The following is a 17,957-nucleotide window of genomic DNA, read 5'->3' as shown; positions in this document are numbered from 1 at the left end:
GAGATGACAGATCTGCTGATCACCGGCGCCACTGTGATCGACGGCACCGGCTCGCCCGGCGTGCTTGCGGACGTGCTGGTCGAGGACGGGCGGATCTCCGGCATCCACCCGCCCGGCGCCGCAAGCTACGCGGGGCGGATGATCGCGGCGGATGGGCTGGTGCTGGCGCCGGGGTTCATCGACATGCATGCGCACTCGGATCTGCAGATCCTGGCGAATCCGGACCACACGGCCAAGGTCAGCCAGGGCGTCACGCTGGAGGTGCTCGGCCAGGACGGTCTGTCGTTCGCGCCGATCGACGACACCACCCGGACCGCCGTACGGCGCCAGATCGCCGGGTGGAACGGGGAGCCCGACGACTTCGACTTCTCCTGGTCCACCGTCGCCGGGTATCTCGACCGGCTCGACCAGGGGATCGCCTGCAACGCGGCGTACCTGGTCCCGCAAGGGACGCTGCGAATGATGGTCGTCGGTACGGCGAACCGCCCGGCGACCACGGCCGAGCTCGCCGAGATGAAGCGGCTGCTCGCGGAGGGACTCGCCCAGGGCGCGGCCGGGATGAGCAGCGGTCTGACCTACACGCCCGGCATGTTCGCCGACACCGCCGAACTGGTCGAACTGTGCGAGATCGTGGCGGAGTACGGCGGCTACTACAGCCCGCACCAGCGGTCCTACGGCAAGGGCGCGCTGGAAGCGTACGGCGAGATGGTCGAGGTGGCCCGGCGGTCCGGGTGCGCCCTGCATCTGACCCACGCGACGATGAACTTCGAGCCGAACAAGGGCCGCGGCGTCGACCTGCTGGCGATGATCGATGAGGCGCTCGCGGCCGGCGTCGACATCACCACCGACACTTATCCATATTCGCCGGGGGCAACGACACTGTCGGCGATCCTGCCGAGCTGGACCGCCGAGGGCGGCGCGGACGCGCTGCTCGCCAGGCTGGCCAACCCGGCGGACCGCGAGCGGATCACCTACGAACTGGAGCAGGTCGGCACCGACGGCTGCCACGGCTGCGTCACGGACTGGAACACCATCGAGATCGGTGGCGTGCGGAACGAGGCGCTGAGCGGCGCGGTCGGCAACACCGTCGCGGCGATCGCGACCGGGATCGGGAAACCACCGTCGTGGGTGTTCTTCGACCTCCTGATCCGGGACAACCTCGCCACCACGATCCTTCAGCACGTCGGCCATGAGGAGAACGTGCGGGCGATCATGAAGCACCCGACCCACACGGGCGGTTCGGACGCGATCCTGGTCGGCAGCAAACCCCATCCGCGCGCTTGGGGCACCTTCCCGCGCTACCTCTCGCACTATGTCCGAGAGTTGGGTGTGCTCGAGCTTGCCGACTGCATTCACCACCTGACCGGCCGTCCCGCGCGCCGGCTTCGGCTGGCCGATCGAGGGCTGATCCGCGAGGGGTATCACGCGGATCTCGTGCTCTTCGATCCCGGCGCCGTGCGTGACACCGCCACGTTCGACAACCCACGCCAGCAGGCCGAGGGGATCCCCTGGGTTCTCGTCGGTGGCGTCCCCGTGATCGAGGACGGGCGGCGCACCGACGCACTGCCCGGCCGCGCGATCCGCCGTACCCCACTGGAAGGAAACTAGATGTCCACCCTCGACCTGCTCCGCCAGGACCGCGTCCTCAGCGTCGTCCGCGCGCCCGTGATCGACGACGCGCGCGACCTGTGCTCCGCGTTGGTTGCCGGCGGCATTCATGTGATCGAGTTGACGTTCACCACCCCGGATCTGCCGCGGCACCTCGAGCGCGCTGCTTCCGGTGACACCGGGGCCGTGGTGGGCGCAGGGACGGTGCAGACCGCCGCGCAGGCCAAGGCGGCGGTGGATGCCGGCGCCCAGTTCCTGGTCACGCCCGGCCAGGGCCCCGAGGCGGCGCCGATCGTGGCCGCCGCCCATGGTGCGGGGATCCCCATCGTGCTGGGCGCGTTCACACCGTCCGAGGTGATGACCGCGGTGGCGCTCGGCTCCGACGCGGTGAAGATCTTCCCCGCCCACCACCTGGGCCCGAAATACCTGAAGGACCTCGCCGGCCCGTTCCCCGGCGTACCGCTGGTGCCTTCGGGTGGAGTGAACGCCAACAACGCCCGCCAGTTCCTGGAGGCTGGTGCCTTGGCAGTCAGCGCCGGCACCGACGTCGTCTCCCCCGCCGACGTCGCGGCCGCCCGCTGGTCCGAAATCACCACCAAGGCCACTACCTTCAGCACCGCCCTTACCTGAACGCCCTCCCCAACTACTGGCCGATCAGCTCCAGCACCGGCCCCTCGTGGAGCGCGGAGTAGACCCGATCGCGCAACTGGTTCGCCTCCGCGTCGGTGAGGGTCCGATCGAGCGGGCGGAGGACCAGCCTGACCAGCACATTGCGCTGGCCCGGTTCGAGTCGGAGCCGGGCCCGCGCCGTTTCGGGCAGGTCGTCGTACGGAGTCTCACCCCGTACTTCGACCGACTCGGCCGCGTCGGCATCGGCGCCCAGAACCTGCCTGACCCGATCACCGAGCGCCTCGGCGGAGATGTCGACCTCCGCGCCGACCACCACCGACAAATCCCGCCGTACCGCGGGCATCGCCGACACTTCCTTGTACGGCGTCAGATCCCGCATCTGCGCCGCCACCCGCGGATCCGTTGACCGGAGCAACCGAATGTCGCGGATCCCCTTGCGCAGCATGAGCAACCGGTCGAGCCCCGGGCCCATCGCGAGACCCGTCCAGCTCTCGTCGAGTCCGGCCATCCGCGGGACGTGCGGCGCCGCGACCCCGCACTCGCCGATCTCGATCCACTGGTCTTCGAGCAGGACGTCGATCTGCCGGCCGTGGATCGTGTACGGATGGACCGCCGGCACCGTGCGGTAGGTCTGCCCGGGCAGCACCGTGTCGACCAGCCGGGCGATCATCCCTTCGAGCTCGGTCTCCCCGAGCGTGACGTTGCGGCTGATCCGCCACAGATCCAGCTGGTGCGGAGTACCGGTGTGCTGCCAGTCGACGGAGTCCCTCCGGTAGCAGATCCCCGCGCACACCATCAGCACGTCGGAGGCGCCGGATCCGGCCAGCTCGCGAAGCGCCGGCGGAATCATCGCCGACGTGTGGCTGCGCAGTACCTCGCCGGCCGAGGCGTACCGCGTGTACCTGGCCTCGCGGGTGACCGCGCCGGCGGCGTACCCGAGATTGTCGTAGTTGTCGGCCAAGGAGACGACGGGGTGGTCCCGTCTGGTCCAGATCTCGGTGTACGGCCAGGCCTGGCCGAGCGCAGTACGGAGTTGGTCGACGATGAGCTGGATCGCGTGCGGTCCCTGGGCGGGATCGCTGAGGTCGCGCAGGGCGAGGGCGGCGTGCAGTTCTTCGGCAGTGAGTACAGACATGAGTTCTCTCCTGGGAGCAGCTGGGTCGAGGGTCAAGACACCCCGACCGGCCGCGGTCACCTCAGGAGAGAGCGCAGCAGCAGCTCACCCCGTCGGCACCACTGTGCCGGCCGGGGCGCGGAAATCGCTGCCCATACTGCTTCACGACGCCAACTTTACCTCGGGATGGCAGGATCAGGTTTTATGCGATGGATCGACGGTCTGGAAGCGGCTGCCGCCGAGAAGCTGCCGGAGCCGGTACACCGGTACTTCCGGCAGGGTTCCGCGGGCGGGATCAGCGTCGGCGAGGCCACCGCGGCCTGGAACGCGTACCGGTTCCGCCCGCGGGTGCTGACGGATGTGTCGACGGTCGACATCTCGACCACCGTGCTCGGGACGCCGGTCGACGGACCGGTGCTGGTGGCACCGACCACCCTGCAGCGACAGGCCGACCCGGGCGGCGAGGCGGCCATGGCGGCAGGCGTCGCCGCGGCGAACTCGGTGATCGGAATCTCCAGCAACGCCGGTACCACGTTCGCCGACATCGGTGCGGCGGGGGCTCCCTGGTGGCTGCAGATCTACGTGGTCAAGAACCGCGACGTGACTCTGCGGATGCTCGACGCGGCGGTCGCGGCCGGCGCGCGGGCCGTCGTACTGACTGCTGATACGCCGGTGGTCGGGCGCAAGGAGGATGACGGGCCGACCATCTGGGAGGTGATCCAGCCGGGTCATCTGCTGGCGAACCTCGACGAGGGCGAGTACGCCGTCGAGGACCTCGGCAAGGCGGACAACCTGACCCCGGACGTGATCGGCTGGCTCGCCGAGCGCACCGGACTCCCGGTCCTGGTGAAGGGCGTCCTGCGTGGCGACGACGCCAAGCGCTGCGCCGACGCGGGCGCCGCCGGGATCATCGTCTCCAACCACGGCGGCCGCCAACTGGACGGCGCCATCCCGACCGCCCGGGCTCTGCCTGAGGTGGCGGAGGCCCTCGCCGGAACCCCGACCGAGATCTACGTCGACGGCGGAATCCGCCGCGGCGAGCACGTCCTCACCGCTCTGGCACTAGGCGCCCGCGCCGTCTTCGTAGGCCGCCCCGCCCTCTGGGCCCTCACCGTAGACAGCTCCGCCGGCGTCACCCGCCTACTCACCGACCTCGGCGAAGAACTGACCCACGCCATGCGCCTGGTCGGCTCCCCTACCATCGCAGACCTCACCCCAGATCTCATCACCCGCTGACCAACCCCCAGCAACGACAGCTGACAAGCCCGAAGGGCCCCGGTCTGGTGACCGGGGCCCTTCGGGTGTCTTGCGGGTGCTGCTGGAAGAAGCGAGGCTCAGGCCTCGGCGTTCTCCTCGAGGAGGTTGCGGGTGGCGTTCGGGTCTACCTGGACGCCCGGCCCCATCGTCGTCGAGAAGACGGTCTTCTTGATGTAGCGACCCTTCGAGCTGGAGGGCTTCAGCCGGAGAATCTCCTCCAGTGCGGCGCTGTAGTTCTCCACCAGCTGGGCCTCGTCGAAGGAGACCTTGCCGATGATGAAGTGCAGGTTCGCGTGCCGGTCGACCCGGAACTCGATCTTGCCGCCCTTGATGTCGGTGACAGCCTTCGTCACGTCCGGGGTGACCGTACCGGTCTTCGGGTTCGGCATCAGACCACGCGGGCCGAGCACGCGGCCCAGCCGGCCGACCTTGCCCATCAGGTCGGGGGTGGCGACGACGGCGTCGAAGTCGAGCCAGCCGTCCGTCACCTTCTTGATCATGTCGTCGTCACCGACGAAGTCGGCGCCGGCGGCCAGGGCGGCCTCGGCCTTCTCACCGGTGGCGAAGACGAGGACCCGTGCCGTCTTGCCGGTGCCGTGCGGAAGGTTGACGGTGCCGCGCACCATCTGGTCAGCCTTGCGGGGGTCGACCCCGAGGCGCATCGCGACGTCGATGGTCGAGTTGAACTTCTTGCCGGTCGCACCCTGCTTGGCGAAACGGATCGCCTCCAGCGGGGAGTACAGGTGGTCGAAGTCGATCTTCTCCGCGATCGCGCGGTAGCTCTTGCTGCGCTGTGCCATGTCCAGTCTCCTGTTTGCGGACGGTGCTCATCGTCCGTTGTGGTCGTCGGGCGGTCGCTCGATCGCCCTCCCACACCTGCCGGCCCACGCTGTGCGGGCCTGGTGTGACTACTACTTCTCTACGACAACGCCCATCGAGCGGGCGGTGCCCTCGATGATCTTCATCGCGGCGTCGATGTCCCGGGCGTTCAGGTCCGGCATCTTGGTGGTGGCGATCTCGCGGACCTGGTCCTTGGTGATCTTGCCGACCTTGTCCTTCTGCGGGACGGCCGAACCCTTCTGCAGACCGGCGGCCTTCTTGATCATCTCCGGCGCCGGCGGCGTCTTGGTGACGAAGGTGAAGGAACGGTCTTCGTAGATGGTGATCTCGACCGGCACGACGTTGCCACGCATGGATTCCGTCTGGGCGTTGTACGCCTTGCAGAACTCCATGATGTTGACGCCGTGCGGACCGAGCGCGGTACCGACCGGCGGGGCCGGAGTCGCGGCGCCGGCCTGGAGCTGCACCTTCACGAGGGCAGCGATCTTCTTCTTGGGAGGCATTCTCTCGGGTCCTTAGACTTTCTGGATCTGGCTGAAGCTGAGTTCCACCGGGGTCTCCCGGCCGAAGATCTCCACCAGCGCCTTGATCCGCTGGGCGTCGGCATTGATCTCCGTGATCGTGGCGTGCAGGGTCGCGAACGGCCCGTCGACCACCATGACCGAGTCGCCCACACCGAAGTCGGCGACCTCGACCTTCTTCTTGGCCGCGGTCTTGGTGGGTGCGGCACCGGTCTCGGCAGCCGCCGCCTCGGCCGCCGCCACGACGGCCGGAGCGAGCATCTTCTCGACCTCTTCGAGGCTGAGCGGCACGGGCTTCTGGCTGTTCCCGACGAAGCCGGTCACCGACGGCGTGTGCCGCACGGTCGACCAGGACTCGTCCGTCAGGTCCATCCGGACCAGCACGTAACCGGGGAGCACGGTGCGCTTGACCATCCGGCGCTGCCCGTTCTTGATCTCGGCGACCTCTTCGGTCGGCACGACGATCTCGAAGATGTAGTCCTCCATGTTCAGGGAGTTGATCCGGTTCTCCAGGTTGCCCTTGACCCGGTTCTCCATCCCTGAGTACGTGTGCACCACGTACCAGTCGCCGATCTGGGAGCGCAGCGTGCTGCGCAGTTCCTCCAGCGGGTCGCCCGGCTCCTCCGGCTCGACCTCCTCGGCTGGTTCGTCGTCCTCGTCCGGTCCGTCGACCGCCGCCTCGGCGTCGGTCGGGCCGGACTCCTCGGCCTCGTCGCTCGCGTAGACGACCTCGTCGTCCTCGGCGTCGGCCTCGGTGCTGTCGGTCGCGGCGGTCTCGTCGGCCAGTTCGCCGGCGGCGTCGTCGACGTCGGCCGCGGTCACGACCTCGGCCTCCTCGGCGGCGTCGGCGGATGCCACGACCACCACCGGCTCGTCGTCGGAGTCGTCCTCGTCGGCCGCGCCGTCCTCCGCCTCGTCGTCGGCGGCGTACTCGCTGTCCGCGGCCACCGGCACGTCGTCGTCCTCGTCGTCGGCCTCGACCTCGAGGTCCTTGAACAGGTCGTCGTCGTCATCGTCGTCGTCGGAGTCGTCGAAGCCCAAGTCGAGATCGATGTCGTCGTCGGAGTCAGCGGATACGTCGAACTCGTCCTCCACGTCGAGGACCTCGTCGTCGCGCTGGTCGGACACGTTGTACTCCGTCATCTGTGCATCGGGTGGTGGAACCGGTGAGCTCCGGCAGCTGGTTCGGTGGGCGGCCGGTGGATCAGCCGAAGATCTTGAACATCGCCCAGCCGAAGGCGAGGTCGAGCACCGACACGATCGCGATGACGAACACCACGAAGGTCAGGACGACCACGAAGTAGGTGGAAAGCTGCTTGCGGGTCGGCCAGACGACCTTGCGGAGCTCGGCAACCACCTGGCGGTAGAAGCGCAGCAGGCGGTTGCCCGACTTGCTCTCCGCAGGCTTGCCGGCGCCGGACGGTGCCGGGGTGCGCGTCTCCGTCACGACCTACCTCTTTCGCTAGCGGCGGCCTGACCGACCCGTCGCCGGTCAGGATTTGCAGGGCACGAGGGACTTGAACCCCCAACCTTCGGTTTTGGAGACCGATGCTCTGCCAGTTGAGCTAGTGCCCTCTGCAAAGTTCCAGACGCCGCTGGACCTGATCTCGGGCATGCCGAGTCAGGGCCATCTACGCCCGGACTAGAAGAGTGTACGGGGTCGGGGCCACCTGGTCGAACTGAGCCCCAGGGCGCTCCGGCTCCCCGCCACGGCTGCCGCCGGACGTCGTACTGCGGGCAGAACCTTACCGTCTCCACTCCCCCACCAACGTGGGGGGCTCCGGGACAGTTCCACCTCACCTGGTGATACCGAGATGTCACCCGGAGGGGACCAGTGCCAGGATGGTGGCCATGGTCTCCCGCATCTCCGCACGTATCGGTGCTATCAGTGAATCGGCCACCCTCGCTGTCGACGCGAAGGCGAAGGCCCTCAAGGCGGCCGGCCGGCCGGTGATCGGCTTCGGCGCCGGCGAACCGGACTTCCCGACGCCGGACTACATCGTCGAGGCGGCCGTCGAGGCCGCCCGCGATCCCAAGAACCACCGCTACAGCCCGGCAGGTGGTCTGCCCGAGCTGAAGCAGGCCATCGTCGACAAGACGAAGCGGGACTCCGGCTACGAGATCGAGCCGAGCCAGGTCCTGGTGACCAACGGCGGCAAGCACGCGGTCTACAACACCTTCGCGACGCTGCTCGACCCGGGCGACGAGGTGCTGCTGCCGGCGCCGTACTGGACCACCTACCCGGAGACGATCCAGCTGGCCGGCGGCGTGCCGGTCGAGGTGCTGGCCGACGAGAGCCAGAACTACCTGGTCACCGTGGAGCAGCTCGAGGCGGCCCGGACCGAGAAGACGAAGGCGCTGCTGTTCTGCTCGCCGTCCAACCCGACCGGCGCGGTGGACACCCCGGAGGCGGTCGAGGCGATCGGCCGCTGGGCGCTGGAGCACGGCATCTGGGTGATCACCGACGAGATCTACGAGCACCTCACCTACGGCGACACCAAGTCCACCTCGCTGCCGGTCGCGGTACCGGAGCTGGCCGACCGGACCGTCGTACTGAACGGCGTCGCCAAGACGTACGCGATGACCGGCTGGCGGGTCGGCTGGATGATCGGCCCGAAGGACGTCATCAAGGCCGCCACCAACCTGCAGTCGCACCAGACCTCGAACGTCTGCAACGTCGCCCAGAGGGCCGCGATCGCCGCGCTGACCGGTGACCTGAGCGCCGTCGACGAGATGAAGGTGGCCTTCGACCGCCGTCGCAAGACGATGGTGCAGATGCTGAACGAGATCCCCGGCGTCGAGTGCCCGGAGCCGACCGGCGCGTTCTACGCCTACCCGTCGGTCAAGGGCGTGCTCGGCCGCGAGATCAACGGCCGGACCGCCAACACCTCGACCGAGCTCGCCGGGATCATCCTGGACGAGGCCGAGGTCGCGGTCGTCCCCGGTGAGGCGTTCGGCGCCCCGGGCTACCTGCGGCTGTCCTACGCCCTCGGCGACGCCGACCTCACCGAAGGCGTCTCCCGGATCGCCAAGCTGCTGAGCTGAATCGGCCTGTCGACGGATCGCCCGGTTTCTTCGAACGGGCGATCTGTCGGTAACCTTCTGTAATGACGGATCGGGACCTGCGGCTGCTGCCGAAGACCCACCTGCACCTGCACTTCTCCGGCTCGATGCGGCACCTCACCCTGGTCGAGCTGGCCGACAAGCACGGGGTCCGGCTGCCGGACGCCCTGCGCACCGAGTGGCCGCCGGACCTGTCCGCCGCCGACGAGCGCGGCTGGTTCCGCTTCCAGCGGCTGTACGACATCGCCCGCTCCGTACTGCGCACCGAGGACGACGTGCGCCGGCTGGTCCGCGAAGCGGCCGAGGACGACCGCGCGGACGGGTCGCGCTGGCTCGAGATCCAGGTGGATCCGTCGGGGTACGCGAACCGCTTCCACGGGATCACCGAGTTCACCGATCTGGTCCTCGACGCCGCCCGGGACGCCTCCGCCTCGACCGGGATCTCGGTCCAGGTCGTGATCGCCGCGAACCGCACCCGCCATCCGCTGGACGCCCGGACCTTGGCGCGGCTGGCGGCGCAGTACGTGGGGCGGGGTGTGGTCGGGTTCGGCCTGTCGAACGACGAGCGCCGCGGCACTACGTCCGAGTTCGCGCCGGCTTTCCGGATCGCGCGGCACGCGGGGCTGCTGGCCGCACCGCATGGCGGGGAGCTGTGCGGTCCCGCGACCGTGCGGACCTGCCTCGACGAGCTCGGAGCCGGCCGGATCGGCCACGGTGTTCGGTCTGTTGAAGACCCCGACCTTCTCAAGCGGGTGGTCGACGCTCAGGTCGCCCTGGAGGTCTGCCCGGCCTCCAACGTCTCCCTTGGCGTCTACGAGCGCCCCGAGGACGTCCCGCTCCGCCAACTCTACGAAGCAGGCGCCCGAATCGCCCTCGGCGCCGACGACCCCCTACTCTTCGGCTCCCGCCTGGCCGAGCAGTACGAAGCAGCCCGCTCGGTGCACGCTTTCACCGACCCAGAACTAGCCGACCTGGCCCGGGGTTCAGTACTCGCCTCCACCGCACCCCCCGAAGTACAGAAGAGCCTCCTTGCGGAAATCGACGCTTGGCTCGGAGTGCCCGCCTCGGCGCCCGTGCCGACACCGGCACCTACGGGCTGAACCAACCCTGCGTAGGTGGTGGCGTGAGGCGCGGGGTGGAGGATTGCGCGGGCTCTGGCTGCGGCCTTACTTTGCGTAGATGACGCTGACCAAGATCTTGTTGCCTGAGGACGAAATGCCGACGCGCTGGTACAACGTCCTGCACGATCTGCCGACTCCGCCGCCGCCGGTGTTGCACCCGGGGACCGGGCAGCCCATTGGGCCCGACGACCTGGCTCCTCTGTTCCCAATGGACCTGATCATGCAAGAGGTGTCGCAGGAGCAGTACATCGACATCCCGGGCGAGGTGCTCGACGTCTACCGGCTGTGGCGGCCCAGCCCGCTGTACCGGGCGCACCGGCTGGAGAAGGCGCTCGATACGCCGGCACGGATCTACTACAAGTACGAAGGCGTCTCCCCGGCCGGCTCGCACAAGCCGAACACGGCCGTGCCGCAGGCCTACTACAACGCGAAGGCCGGCATCCGGAAGCTGACCACCGAGACCGGCGCGGGCCAGTGGGGAACCGCCCTCGCGTTCGCGTGCGCGCAGTACGGGCTGGAGTGCGAGGTCTGGCAGGTGCGGGCGTCGTACGACCAGAAGCCGTACCGGCGGGCGATGATGGAGGTGTTCGGGGCGACCGTGCACCCGAGCCCGTCGGACCTGACCGAGTCCGGCCGGAAGATCCTTGCCGAGAGCCCCGACTCGACCGGGTCGCTCGGCATCGCGATCTCCGAGGCGGTCGAGATGGCCGTGCAGGACCCGACCGTGCACTACGCGCTCGGCAGCGTGCTGAACCATGTGCTGATGCACCAGACGATCATCGGCGAGGAAGCCCTGATCCAGCTCGCGATGGTCGGCGAGACCCCCGACATCCTGGTCGGCTGCACCGGCGGCGGCTCGAACTTCGGCGGACTCGCCTTCCCGTTCCTGCGGGAGAAGTGGGCCGGGCGGATGGCGCCGGTCATCCGGGCGGTGGAGCCGGAGGCCTGCCCGTCGCTGACGCAGGGTACGTACGCGTACGACTTCGGCGACACCCTCGGGATGACGCCGCTGATGAAGATGCACACGCTCGGGCACGACTTCGTCCCGGACCCGATCCACTCGGGCGGCCTGCGGTACCACGGGATGAGCCCGCTGGTCAGCCACCTCTACGAGACCGGCGAGATCGAGGCGATCGCCAAGCCGCAGACGGAGTGCTTCGCGGCCGGCATCCTGTTCGCCCGCTCCGAGGGCATCGTCCCGGCCCCCGAGCCGACCCACGCCCTCGCCGCGGCCGTCGAGGAAGCGCAGCGCTGCAAGGAGTCCGGCGAGGAGAAGGTCATCCTGACGGCGCTCTGCGGCCACGGCCACCTCGACCTGGCCGCGTACGACGCCTACCTGTCCGGCTCGGTCTCCGACCGCGCCTGGGACGACGCCGACCTTCAGGCCTCGGTAGCCAAGGCGCTGGAGCGGCTCCCCGCGATCGGCTAACGCCCGCGCTTCCACCAAGGCTTGGGCCGTTTCGGCACGGCAGCCAGCCAGTCCTCCGGGACGGCCCAGCCCTTGGCGGCGATGGCATCGAAGTACCGCGCTTTGAGGCTGTCCGGCAGCCAGTAGGTGGCCCGTTCCCTGTTGACGACCTCGAAGTACGTCGTCCGCCTGCCCTTGCTCCAGACCGATGCCGCAATAGAACAGTAGGACAGCCGGGTGAAATCCCACCGCGCCTGCTCATCACTGACGTCGAAGGCCCGCTCGGCCAGAGTCAACAACCGCTTAGGCGGCTCAGGCTCCCCTTCGATGTCCTCGATCAGCCCCTGCACAACTGCCCGGTCATCCGTCAACTCATCCGGCAGCAGCAGCCCCCGCGGATCCAGCACCGTGTCACCAAGCCACGGCAACCCGACCTCGAGGAACACCTCCAGCAGCGCCAACGCCTCCTCGGCCCGCCCGAAATTGCGCAACTCAGCCCGCAGAGTAGTCACTGCCTCTTCAGCCACACTGCACCCTATTGACCCCCCACCGGGGCAGAAAACCGGGGCATTCCGGGGCAGCTTGGGGCAGGTCATCCACAGCGGCGGTTTTCGTGGTCGCAGGGCGTGTTCGCGCCCCTACAGTTGCCGCCATGCCGGAGACCAACGGATTGCTGCGAGCCGCACGAGAGCGAACGCCGTCGCGGCGCGCCCCGGGCGAGCACATGTCCCGCACGGAGCTCGCGGACGCCGTCTGCACCTGGTTGTGGGAGACCACGGCAATGAAGTACGAGCTGGACGGGCACTACATCGCCAAGCTGGAACGCGGTGCCGTCCGCTGGCCCGGCGCGGCCTATCGGTCCGGGCTGCGCTACATCCTGAACGTTGCCAATGACAACGAGCTGGGGTTCGTGCCGCCGGGGACGGCGGGCGGGGACGCCGAGCTGACCACGTCCTCGACCTACGGGATGGAGGACGACGTGATCGAGGCCGGCGACGAGTCGATCGCGCTGCTCGCGCTGGCCGAGGAGTCCAACGTCGGCGACCTGACTGTCGAACAGCTGCACGCGGACATCCAGCGGATCACCCAGAACTACCTGAAGGTGCCGACCCGGCCGTTGTTCCTCCGCAGCCGGTCGATCCGCGATCGCGCGTTCAAGCTACTGGCCGGCCGCCAGCCGCCCAGCCAGACCCGCGACCTGTACGCCGCGGCCGGCTGGGCTCTGACCCTGCTCGGCTGGATCTCGGTGGATCTCGGCCGGCCGGACGTCGCCGAGAGTCACACCAGGACGGCCTGGGCCTGCGCTGAGGCGGCCGATGCCGACGAGCTGCGCGCCTGGGTCCGTGCCACCCAGCACACGGCCGCCTTCTGGCAGGACGACTACGCCCGGGCCGCGGACTACGCGCAGGACGGACTCCAGTACGCCGCCGGCACGTCCGCCGTGTTCCTCTCCAGTGCAGCGGCGATGGACCTGGCTCGGCTTGGCGACTCCGATGAGGCCCGCCGGCTGCTGAAGCTCGCCATGAGTACTCCGATCCGGCCGGAGCAGTCGCAACTCGGCGGCCCGTTCCTCTGCACGGTGGAGCGCGCCGAAGGACTCTGGTCCGACACGCACCTGAACCTCGGCGAGCCACTGCAGACCCTCGAGCACGCCGACCGGGGAGTGGCCCTGTTCGAGGCCGCGCCGCACGCGCAGCGCAACTATGGCTCCGAGCGGATGGTGCGGCTGCAGCAGGTGCGTGCGCGGCTGGAGCTCAACGAGTTGGACGGCGCCATCGACGCCCTCGACGCCGTCCTGGGTACGCCGCCGGAGTACCGGGTGCATCCGCTGATCCACCGGATGAGCGAGGTGGCCGCCTTGGTCCGCACCGGTCCCTTCGGCAAGGAACCGAAGGCGCGTGCGATGCACGAGCGCATCCGCGCCTTCACCCAACGGCCGACAACGGTCAGATGAGCTGGGAGAAAGGGAAGCCGATGTTCGATGAAGTTCGCAACCACTGGGTCTGGCGGCCAGGATGGCGGCCGGGCAGGTCCTTCTACACCTGGCACATCACCTTCGCCGACCAGCCCGCCGCCGTTGCACTCGCAGCGGAGTACCAGGCAACTATCGACGCTCTGCCGGGCATCACCCCGGTCCCACCACGCTGGCTGCACCTCACGATGCAGGGCGTCGGTTTCGCCGACCGGGTGCAGATCTTCGACCTGGACGGCATCGCCGAGGCCACCCGGGCCCGGCTCCGCGAAGTCCAGGCGTTCGCGGTGGACCTCGGGCCTGCCGTGATCGACGCCGAGAGCATCCAGCTACCCGCTACCCCGGCCGAGCCGCTGCAACGCCTTCGCGACGTCCTCCGCCTGTCGATCAGCGACGTCTGGGGCCCCAGCTCGGTCCCAGAACTCCCCGAACTCCGCCCTCACATCTCCCTCGGCTACTGGAACACCCCCGCACCCGCCGCACCCCTCCGAGACCACCTGACCCAGGCCCCCGCCCCCACCACCACGGTCCACATCACCGCCATAGACCTCATCAACCTGCACCGCGACCACGAGCTCTACGAATGGACCACCGTCACCCGCTGCCCTCTCGCGTAAGCCGCCATTCTCCGGGGCATCCCGGGGCAGCTGATGTGCCCCGGGATGCCCCGCGGCGCGATCGTCGCCTGCTCGGATTGTTGAGCCTGCTGGTCGGCTGAGGTCAGAGGCTGCAGTTGATGAGGACTGGCTCGTTGACGAGGACGATGCCGAAGGCCTGGTGGACCTGGTTGCGGACGTGAGCGGCCAGGGCCAGGAGTTCCTTCGAGGTGGCGTTGCCTCGGTTGGTGAGGGCGAGGGTGTGCTTGGAGGAGACGGCCGCGTTGCCGATGGCGAAACCCTTCGCGATGCCGGCGTGTTCGATCAGCCAAGCGGCGCTGGTCTTCACCCGGCCGTCGGGCTGCGGCCACTGCGGCGCACCAGCCGGTACTTCGGCTGTGGTGTCGAGCAGCGGGTTCGTGAAGAACGAGCCGGCGCTCCACGTGTCGTGGTCGGCCTCGTCCAGGACCATTCCCTTGCTCCTGCGCAGGCCGAGCACTGCCTCGCGGACGTCGGTCATCGGAGCCCGCGAGCCGGGTTCGACGTCGAGCACGCGGGCCAGTTCGGCGTACCCGATCGGGGCGGACAGGTTCCCCAGCCGCAACTGGAACGCGACCTCCAGTACTGCGTACCGCGCCGGGTCGGCCTTGAACCGGGAGTTCCGGTAGCTGAACCCGCAGTTGGCGGCGAAGATCGTCCGGACGGCGTTGTCGACCCGGTCCCAGACGCGGACGGAGGCGATCGTCTCGGCCACCTCGTGCCCGTAGGCGCCCACGTTCTGCACCGGTGTGGAACCGGTCAGGCCGGGGATGCCGGACATCGACTCGAGGCCGACCCACTCCTCGGCGATCGCGCGCTGGACGACGGCGTCCCAGTCCTCGCCGGCCTGGACGTGGATCATCGCGCCGGAGCAGGCGTCGGCGTCGACCCGGATCCCGCGGGTGGCGATCTTGATCACCGTGCCGCGGAAGCCCTCGTCGCCGATCACCACGTTGCTCCCGCCGGACAGCAGCAGCACCGGCTGACTGGCGGCGTCGGCCTCCCGGATCGCGTCGACCAGATCCGCCTCGGTGGTCACCTCGATCAGATGATCGGCCGGCCCACCGATCCGCAGCGTGGTCAACTCAGCCAGCCGAACGTCGGTGGTCTCGGTCGTCGTCTGCGGAGTACTCACGAGATGCGCACGACCGCCCGGGCTCGGCCGAGGACCTTTTCCTCGCCGGCGAGCGCGGTGATGTCGATCTCGGCGAGCCCGTCGGTGACCTTGTCCACCGTGGCCGAGAAGGTGACCGTCGCGCCCTTGTCGTCGTCCGGAACCACGACGGGCTTGGTGAACCGTACGCCGTACTCGACCAGGTCGGCCGGGTCGTCCAGCCAGTCGGTGACGACACGAGCCGCGCTGGCCATCGTGAGCATGCCGTGCGCGATCACACCGGGCAGCCCAAGCGCCGCGGCCATCCGGTCGCTCCAGTGGATCGGGTTGAAGTCGCCGCCGGCGCCGGCGTAGCGGACCAGGTCCTCACGGCGCACCGTGACAGTCAGCGGCGGCAGTTCGGTGCCGACCTCGACGGGTTTCATGCGTCCGCCCGGTTGTGCGTGACGGTGGCGGTCGAGGTGGCGAGTTGTTCGCCTTCGGCGGTCGTCAGCACGGTCTCGTACATGATCACCTCGACGTCCCCCGCTTTGCGGACTGTGGTGATGGTCGCCGTGGCGGCCACCTCGTCGCCGGCCTTGATCGGGCGGACGTAGTTGAACTTCTGGGCCCCGTGCACGATCCGGTCCAGCCGGAGGCCGAGGTCCGGGTCTGCCAGCAGCAGGTCGAGAGCGCCGGCGCTGAGCACGAACGCGAAAGTGGGCGGTGCGACGGCGTCATCACCCCGGTACGCCGGGTTGGGGTCGCCGATCGCTTCGGCGAACTCGCGGATCTTCTCCCGGCCGACCTGGTAGGACTCGGCGGCCGAGTAGCTCCGGCCGACCATCGTGGCGTCGATCGTCATATCCAGTAACCCTACTGGCAGACTGGTCACCGAGTGCCGCCACCCACTCCTCCGGACGACTGGTGGAAGGCAGACGCGTGACGGCAGGCTCTGTAAAGAGAGGACGGGCTGGAGTGGCTGCTCTGGCCCGCTACGCCCCTCGGTACGGTCTGGAGATCGGCGAACCAGTTGGCCCCGAGTGGCTGAGGGTGGACCGGATCCTCGAACCCGACGGTCCGGAGCTCACCGAACTGCTCAAGCGCGACCACGACGCGAGCGGGCACGTCAGCGCCCACGCGAACGCGCTCAGCTTGATGTCGTTCTACGCCGGCCGCGCGCCCGCCACCGCACTTCTGCTCTGGGCCCTCGAGGGCCGCGTCCTCGACATCCGCCCGCACAATATCTGGGTCCGCCCGCACGACGGCCACGGGATCGCCTCAGTCGCCATCCGCTCGGCCCGCTTCCTCCCCGGCGGCCTGCAGACCCTGTACGACGTAGTACTGGCGTCGCATCTTCTTCCCCTGGCCGCGGAACTCCACCGCCGTACGCGAGCAGGTCTGCGCCAACTCCACGGCGGAGTAGCCGCCGGCTGCGCCATGGCCTTCTGCGCCGCCACCCGCGAGGAGGAGACGATCGCACCTTCGCTCCTGCTGGAACGCTGGGAGACCTTCATCACCAAGGCCCCAGCCGGCCTGGCCCGCCTAGGCGAGGTCACCGAAGCCGCCGGCAAACTCGTCTACCTCCGCAACACCTGCTGTCTGTACTACACCAGCGACCAGGGCTGCGGCACCGTCTGCGGCTCCTGCTGCCTCACCCCCCGCCCCGACCGCCTCGCCGCCTACGAAGGCGGCCGCCCGATCCTGACCGTGTAGCAGCTTCACCCCTCGGCCTCGCCCATCACCAGACCCTCGATGGTGTGCTTCTGGTTGATCGGGGTGAGCTCGTCCACGATCGGACAGTGCAGATGGTCTCGGATCCCCTGCGGCAGACGGTCCCAGTAGCCGGTGGTGACGGCGAGGTCGTGCCGTTCGGCGTTGCCCGCGCCGGGAGCATCCAGTCCGAGGACGAGCACCGGCCGGGACGACTGTGACCGGTTCTCGGTGCCGCGATGGATCGTGAGCGCCGAACGGATCGAGATGTCACCCATCTGCGGATACTTGCGAACTGCCAGGTCGCGGTACCGGTCGTAGTGCTCCTTGGGCGGGAACATGCCGTGCTCGAACTCGTCGCTGTCGTCCCACTGGGTGCCCGGCGCGATCTCGAACGGCCCCATCTCGTCGGTGGTGTCCACCGTGGTGACGTTGATCGCCAGCGAGGTGAGCCGGCGCTCCGACCGGGTCTCCACCGGCATCGGGAAGTCCCGGTGCCATGGCTGGTACTCCGCGCCGGGCCCCGGCACATCGAACCCGACCTCGACGATCTCGTACTCCGGGCCGAGCACCGCCTCGGCGACCGCCGTGATCCACGGATGCCCGGCGAGATCGGCGAAACCGCGTAGCTGCTCGGGGTGGATCTCGACGTAGTACCGCTGCGGGCCTCGTCCCACCGCACCGCCTGGTCGTGCGCGAGCCTCGTCGAACGCGATGTCGACATCCTCGCCCAGGCGCCGCACCCAGTCCCGGCTGAACGCCCCCTTGAACCCGACGATGCCGTCGGCGTAGATCTGCTCCTTCGCCGCGATCAGTTCGTCATCCGTCAACGGCGCCACCGCCGTCTCACCCCTGCCGGCCATCGTGTGCCTCCCACAACGTTGCGCGAAGCCTCAGTCTGACCACCGCTTCTACAACGATGCAACGATTCGGGGCGAGCGGGCCGGTCTTCAGCGGGGTCGCCGGTTCCCGGACACAGCGA

19 protein-coding genes and 1 tRNA gene are annotated in these 17,957 nt (G+C 68.9%); 9 read left to right on the top strand and 11 right to left on the bottom strand.

Going from position 1 to position 17,957, the window contains the following annotated elements; genetic code table 11:
• Nucleotides 1-3 precede the first annotated feature (3 nt).
• Together ABD255_RS35685 and ABD255_RS35680 are read left to right on the top strand one after the other, a co-directional pair.
• On the top strand, nucleotides 4-1,608 hold the full coding sequence (locus tag ABD255_RS35685) for an N-acyl-D-amino-acid deacylase family protein (protein WP_344221211.1): 1,605 nt from the start codon (nucleotides 4-6) through the stop codon (nucleotides 1,606-1,608).
• Nucleotides 1,609-2,238: a bifunctional 4-hydroxy-2-oxoglutarate aldolase/2-dehydro-3-deoxy-phosphogluconate aldolase gene (locus ABD255_RS35680; RefSeq protein ID WP_344221210.1), complete on the top strand. Its 630-nt coding sequence runs from the start codon at nucleotides 1,609-1,611 to the stop codon at nucleotides 2,236-2,238.
• 13 nt (nucleotides 2,239-2,251) lie between these two features.
• Here ABD255_RS35680 and srmL read toward each other — a convergent pair whose 3' ends face one another.
• Complete coding sequence (gene srmL, locus ABD255_RS35675) at nucleotides 2,252-3,373, bottom strand: PheS-related mystery ligase SrmL (protein ID WP_344221209.1); 1,122 nt, start codon at nucleotides 3,371-3,373, stop codon at nucleotides 2,252-2,254.
• Nucleotides 3,374-3,556: 183 nt separating this feature from the next.
• On the opposite strand from srmL, the gene ABD255_RS35670 reads away from it, so the two are divergent.
• The gene (locus ABD255_RS35670; RefSeq protein ID WP_344221207.1) at nucleotides 3,557-4,588 is read left to right on the top strand and encodes an alpha-hydroxy acid oxidase; all 1,032 of its coding nucleotides are present in this window, start codon (nucleotides 3,557-3,559) and stop codon (nucleotides 4,586-4,588) included.
• A 98-nt stretch (nucleotides 4,589-4,686) separates the two neighbouring features.
• On the opposite strand, the gene rplA is transcribed toward ABD255_RS35670, so the two are convergent.
• From rplA to ABD255_RS35645, 5 genes are all read right to left on the bottom strand, one after another.
• Nucleotides 4,687-5,409, bottom strand: a complete 723-nt coding sequence (gene rplA / locus ABD255_RS35665) for a 50S ribosomal protein L1 (protein WP_344221206.1) — start codon at nucleotides 5,407-5,409, stop codon at nucleotides 4,687-4,689.
• A gap of 111 nt (nucleotides 5,410-5,520) precedes the next feature.
• Entirely contained in the window at nucleotides 5,521-5,952 is a 432-nt protein-coding gene (gene rplK / locus ABD255_RS35660) for a 50S ribosomal protein L11 (protein ID WP_344110968.1), read from the bottom strand.
• Between the two features lie 12 nt (nucleotides 5,953-5,964).
• Nucleotides 5,965-6,918 (bottom strand): transcription termination/antitermination protein NusG, encoded by a 954-nt coding sequence (gene nusG, locus ABD255_RS35655; RefSeq protein WP_425554627.1) that lies wholly within the window; start codon nucleotides 6,916-6,918, stop codon nucleotides 5,965-5,967.
• Between the two features lie 256 nt (nucleotides 6,919-7,174).
• Nucleotides 7,175-7,417, bottom strand: a complete 243-nt coding sequence (gene secE, locus ABD255_RS35650; RefSeq protein ID WP_020388149.1) for a preprotein translocase subunit SecE — start codon at nucleotides 7,415-7,417, stop codon at nucleotides 7,175-7,177.
• Nucleotides 7,418-7,472: 55 nt separating this feature from the next.
• Nucleotides 7,473-7,545 (bottom strand) — tRNA-Trp (locus ABD255_RS35645).
• A 276-nt stretch (nucleotides 7,546-7,821) separates the two neighbouring features.
• Here ABD255_RS35645 and ABD255_RS35640 point away from each other — a divergent pair.
• The 3 genes from ABD255_RS35640 (at nucleotide 7,822) to ABD255_RS35630 (ending at nucleotide 11,583) form a co-directional block, all read left to right on the top strand.
• Nucleotides 7,822-9,015 (top strand): pyridoxal phosphate-dependent aminotransferase, encoded by a 1,194-nt coding sequence (locus ABD255_RS35640; RefSeq protein WP_344221204.1) that lies wholly within the window; start codon nucleotides 7,822-7,824, stop codon nucleotides 9,013-9,015.
• 62 nt (nucleotides 9,016-9,077) lie between these two features.
• Nucleotides 9,078-10,133 (top strand): adenosine deaminase, encoded by a 1,056-nt coding sequence (locus ABD255_RS35635; RefSeq protein ID WP_344221203.1) that lies wholly within the window; start codon nucleotides 9,078-9,080, stop codon nucleotides 10,131-10,133.
• Nucleotides 10,134-10,212: 79 nt separating this feature from the next.
• Nucleotides 10,213-11,583, top strand: a complete 1,371-nt coding sequence (locus ABD255_RS35630) for a TrpB-like pyridoxal phosphate-dependent enzyme (RefSeq protein ID WP_344221202.1) — start codon at nucleotides 10,213-10,215, stop codon at nucleotides 11,581-11,583.
• Here the strand turns inward: ABD255_RS35630 and ABD255_RS35625 are convergent.
• Nucleotides 11,580-12,074, bottom strand: a complete 495-nt coding sequence (locus ABD255_RS35625; RefSeq protein ID WP_344221201.1) for a hypothetical protein — start codon at nucleotides 12,072-12,074, stop codon at nucleotides 11,580-11,582. The genes ABD255_RS35630 and ABD255_RS35625 overlap by 4 nt on opposite strands.
• A gap of 140 nt (nucleotides 12,075-12,214) precedes the next feature.
• Between ABD255_RS35625 and ABD255_RS35620 the strand changes: the two genes are divergently transcribed.
• Nucleotides 12,215-13,516 carry an NsdA family TPR-like regulatory protein gene (locus ABD255_RS35620; protein WP_344221200.1) on the top strand — a complete coding sequence of 434 codons (1,302 nt, stop codon included), beginning with the start codon at nucleotides 12,215-12,217 and terminating at the stop codon, nucleotides 13,514-13,516.
• A 20-nt stretch (nucleotides 13,517-13,536) separates the two neighbouring features.
• The gene (locus ABD255_RS35615; RefSeq protein ID WP_344221199.1) at nucleotides 13,537-14,151 is read left to right on the top strand and encodes a 2'-5' RNA ligase family protein; all 615 of its coding nucleotides are present in this window, start codon (nucleotides 13,537-13,539) and stop codon (nucleotides 14,149-14,151) included.
• Between the two features lie 103 nt (nucleotides 14,152-14,254).
• Here the strand turns inward: ABD255_RS35615 and ABD255_RS35610 are convergent, their stop codons facing one another.
• Genes ABD255_RS35610 through ABD255_RS35600 form a run of 3 tightly spaced genes read right to left on the bottom strand, consistent with a single transcriptional unit; the run spans nucleotide 14,255 to nucleotide 16,127 of the window.
• Nucleotides 14,255-15,304, bottom strand: a complete 1,050-nt coding sequence (locus tag ABD255_RS35610; protein WP_344221198.1) for a UDP-N-acetylmuramate dehydrogenase — start codon at nucleotides 15,302-15,304, stop codon at nucleotides 14,255-14,257.
• Nucleotides 15,301-15,708, bottom strand: coding sequence for a MaoC family dehydratase (locus ABD255_RS35605; RefSeq protein WP_344221197.1), 408 nt, complete (start codon nucleotides 15,706-15,708; stop codon nucleotides 15,301-15,303). Before ABD255_RS35605 ends, ABD255_RS35610 begins: the two co-directional genes overlap by 4 nt.
• Entirely contained in the window at nucleotides 15,705-16,127 is a 423-nt protein-coding gene (locus ABD255_RS35600; RefSeq protein ID WP_344221196.1) for an FAS1-like dehydratase domain-containing protein, read from the bottom strand. Before ABD255_RS35600 ends, ABD255_RS35605 begins: the two co-directional genes overlap by 4 nt.
• 113 nt (nucleotides 16,128-16,240) lie before the next feature.
• On the opposite strand from ABD255_RS35600, the gene ABD255_RS35595 reads away from it, so the two are divergent.
• On the top strand, nucleotides 16,241-16,978 hold the full coding sequence (locus ABD255_RS35595; RefSeq protein WP_344221195.1) for a hypothetical protein: 738 nt from the start codon (nucleotides 16,241-16,243) through the stop codon (nucleotides 16,976-16,978).
• A 5-nt stretch (nucleotides 16,979-16,983) separates the two neighbouring features.
• On the opposite strand, the gene ABD255_RS35590 is transcribed toward ABD255_RS35595, so the two are convergent.
• Nucleotides 16,984-17,838 (bottom strand): phytanoyl-CoA dioxygenase family protein, encoded by an 855-nt coding sequence (locus tag ABD255_RS35590; protein ID WP_344221194.1) that lies wholly within the window; start codon nucleotides 17,836-17,838, stop codon nucleotides 16,984-16,986.
• Nucleotides 17,839-17,957 lie beyond the last annotated feature (119 nt).

The sequence above is a fragment of the Kribbella sancticallisti genome (assembly GCF_039530625.1).
In the GTDB taxonomy this organism is placed as follows: domain Bacteria; phylum Actinomycetota; class Actinomycetes; order Propionibacteriales; family Kribbellaceae; genus Kribbella; species Kribbella sancticallisti.
The sequence above is the reverse complement of the archived record's forward strand: the minus strand, read 5'-3'. Positions and strand labels throughout refer to the sequence as shown.

Bases quoted from the DNA above. Each gene is read 5' to 3' on its own strand.
- ABD255_RS35670 (WP_344221207.1), top strand. From the start codon at position 3,557: ATGCGATGGATCGACGGTCTGGAAGCGGCTGCCGCCGAGAAGCTGCCG.
- rplK (WP_344110968.1), bottom strand. From the start codon at position 5,952: ATGCCTCCCAAGAAGAAGATCGCTGCCCTCGTGAAGGTGCAGCTCCAG.
- ABD255_RS35630 (WP_344221202.1), top strand. From the start codon at position 10,213: ATGACGCTGACCAAGATCTTGTTGCCTGAGGACGAAATGCCGACGCGC.
- ABD255_RS35590 (WP_344221194.1), bottom strand. From the start codon at position 17,838: ATGGCCGGCAGGGGTGAGACGGCGGTGGCGCCGTTGACGGATGACGAA.
- srmL (WP_344221209.1), bottom strand. From the start codon at position 3,373: ATGTCTGTACTCACTGCCGAAGAACTGCACGCCGCCCTCGCCCTGCGC.
- ABD255_RS35680 (WP_344221210.1), top strand. From the start codon at position 1,609: ATGTCCACCCTCGACCTGCTCCGCCAGGACCGCGTCCTCAGCGTCGTC.
- ABD255_RS35600 (WP_344221196.1), bottom strand. From the start codon at position 16,127: ATGACGATCGACGCCACGATGGTCGGCCGGAGCTACTCGGCCGCCGAG.
- rplA (WP_344221206.1), bottom strand. From the start codon at position 5,409: ATGGCACAGCGCAGCAAGAGCTACCGCGCGATCGCGGAGAAGATCGAC.
- ABD255_RS35685 (WP_344221211.1), top strand. From the start codon at position 4: ATGACAGATCTGCTGATCACCGGCGCCACTGTGATCGACGGCACCGGC.
- ABD255_RS35640 (WP_344221204.1), top strand. From the start codon at position 7,822: ATGGTCTCCCGCATCTCCGCACGTATCGGTGCTATCAGTGAATCGGCC.
- ABD255_RS35605 (WP_344221197.1), bottom strand. From the start codon at position 15,708: ATGAAACCCGTCGAGGTCGGCACCGAACTGCCGCCGCTGACTGTCACG.
- ABD255_RS35615 (WP_344221199.1), top strand. From the start codon at position 13,537: ATGTTCGATGAAGTTCGCAACCACTGGGTCTGGCGGCCAGGATGGCGG.
- ABD255_RS35620 (WP_344221200.1), top strand. From the start codon at position 12,215: ATGCCGGAGACCAACGGATTGCTGCGAGCCGCACGAGAGCGAACGCCG.
- ABD255_RS35635 (WP_344221203.1), top strand. From the start codon at position 9,078: ATGACGGATCGGGACCTGCGGCTGCTGCCGAAGACCCACCTGCACCTG.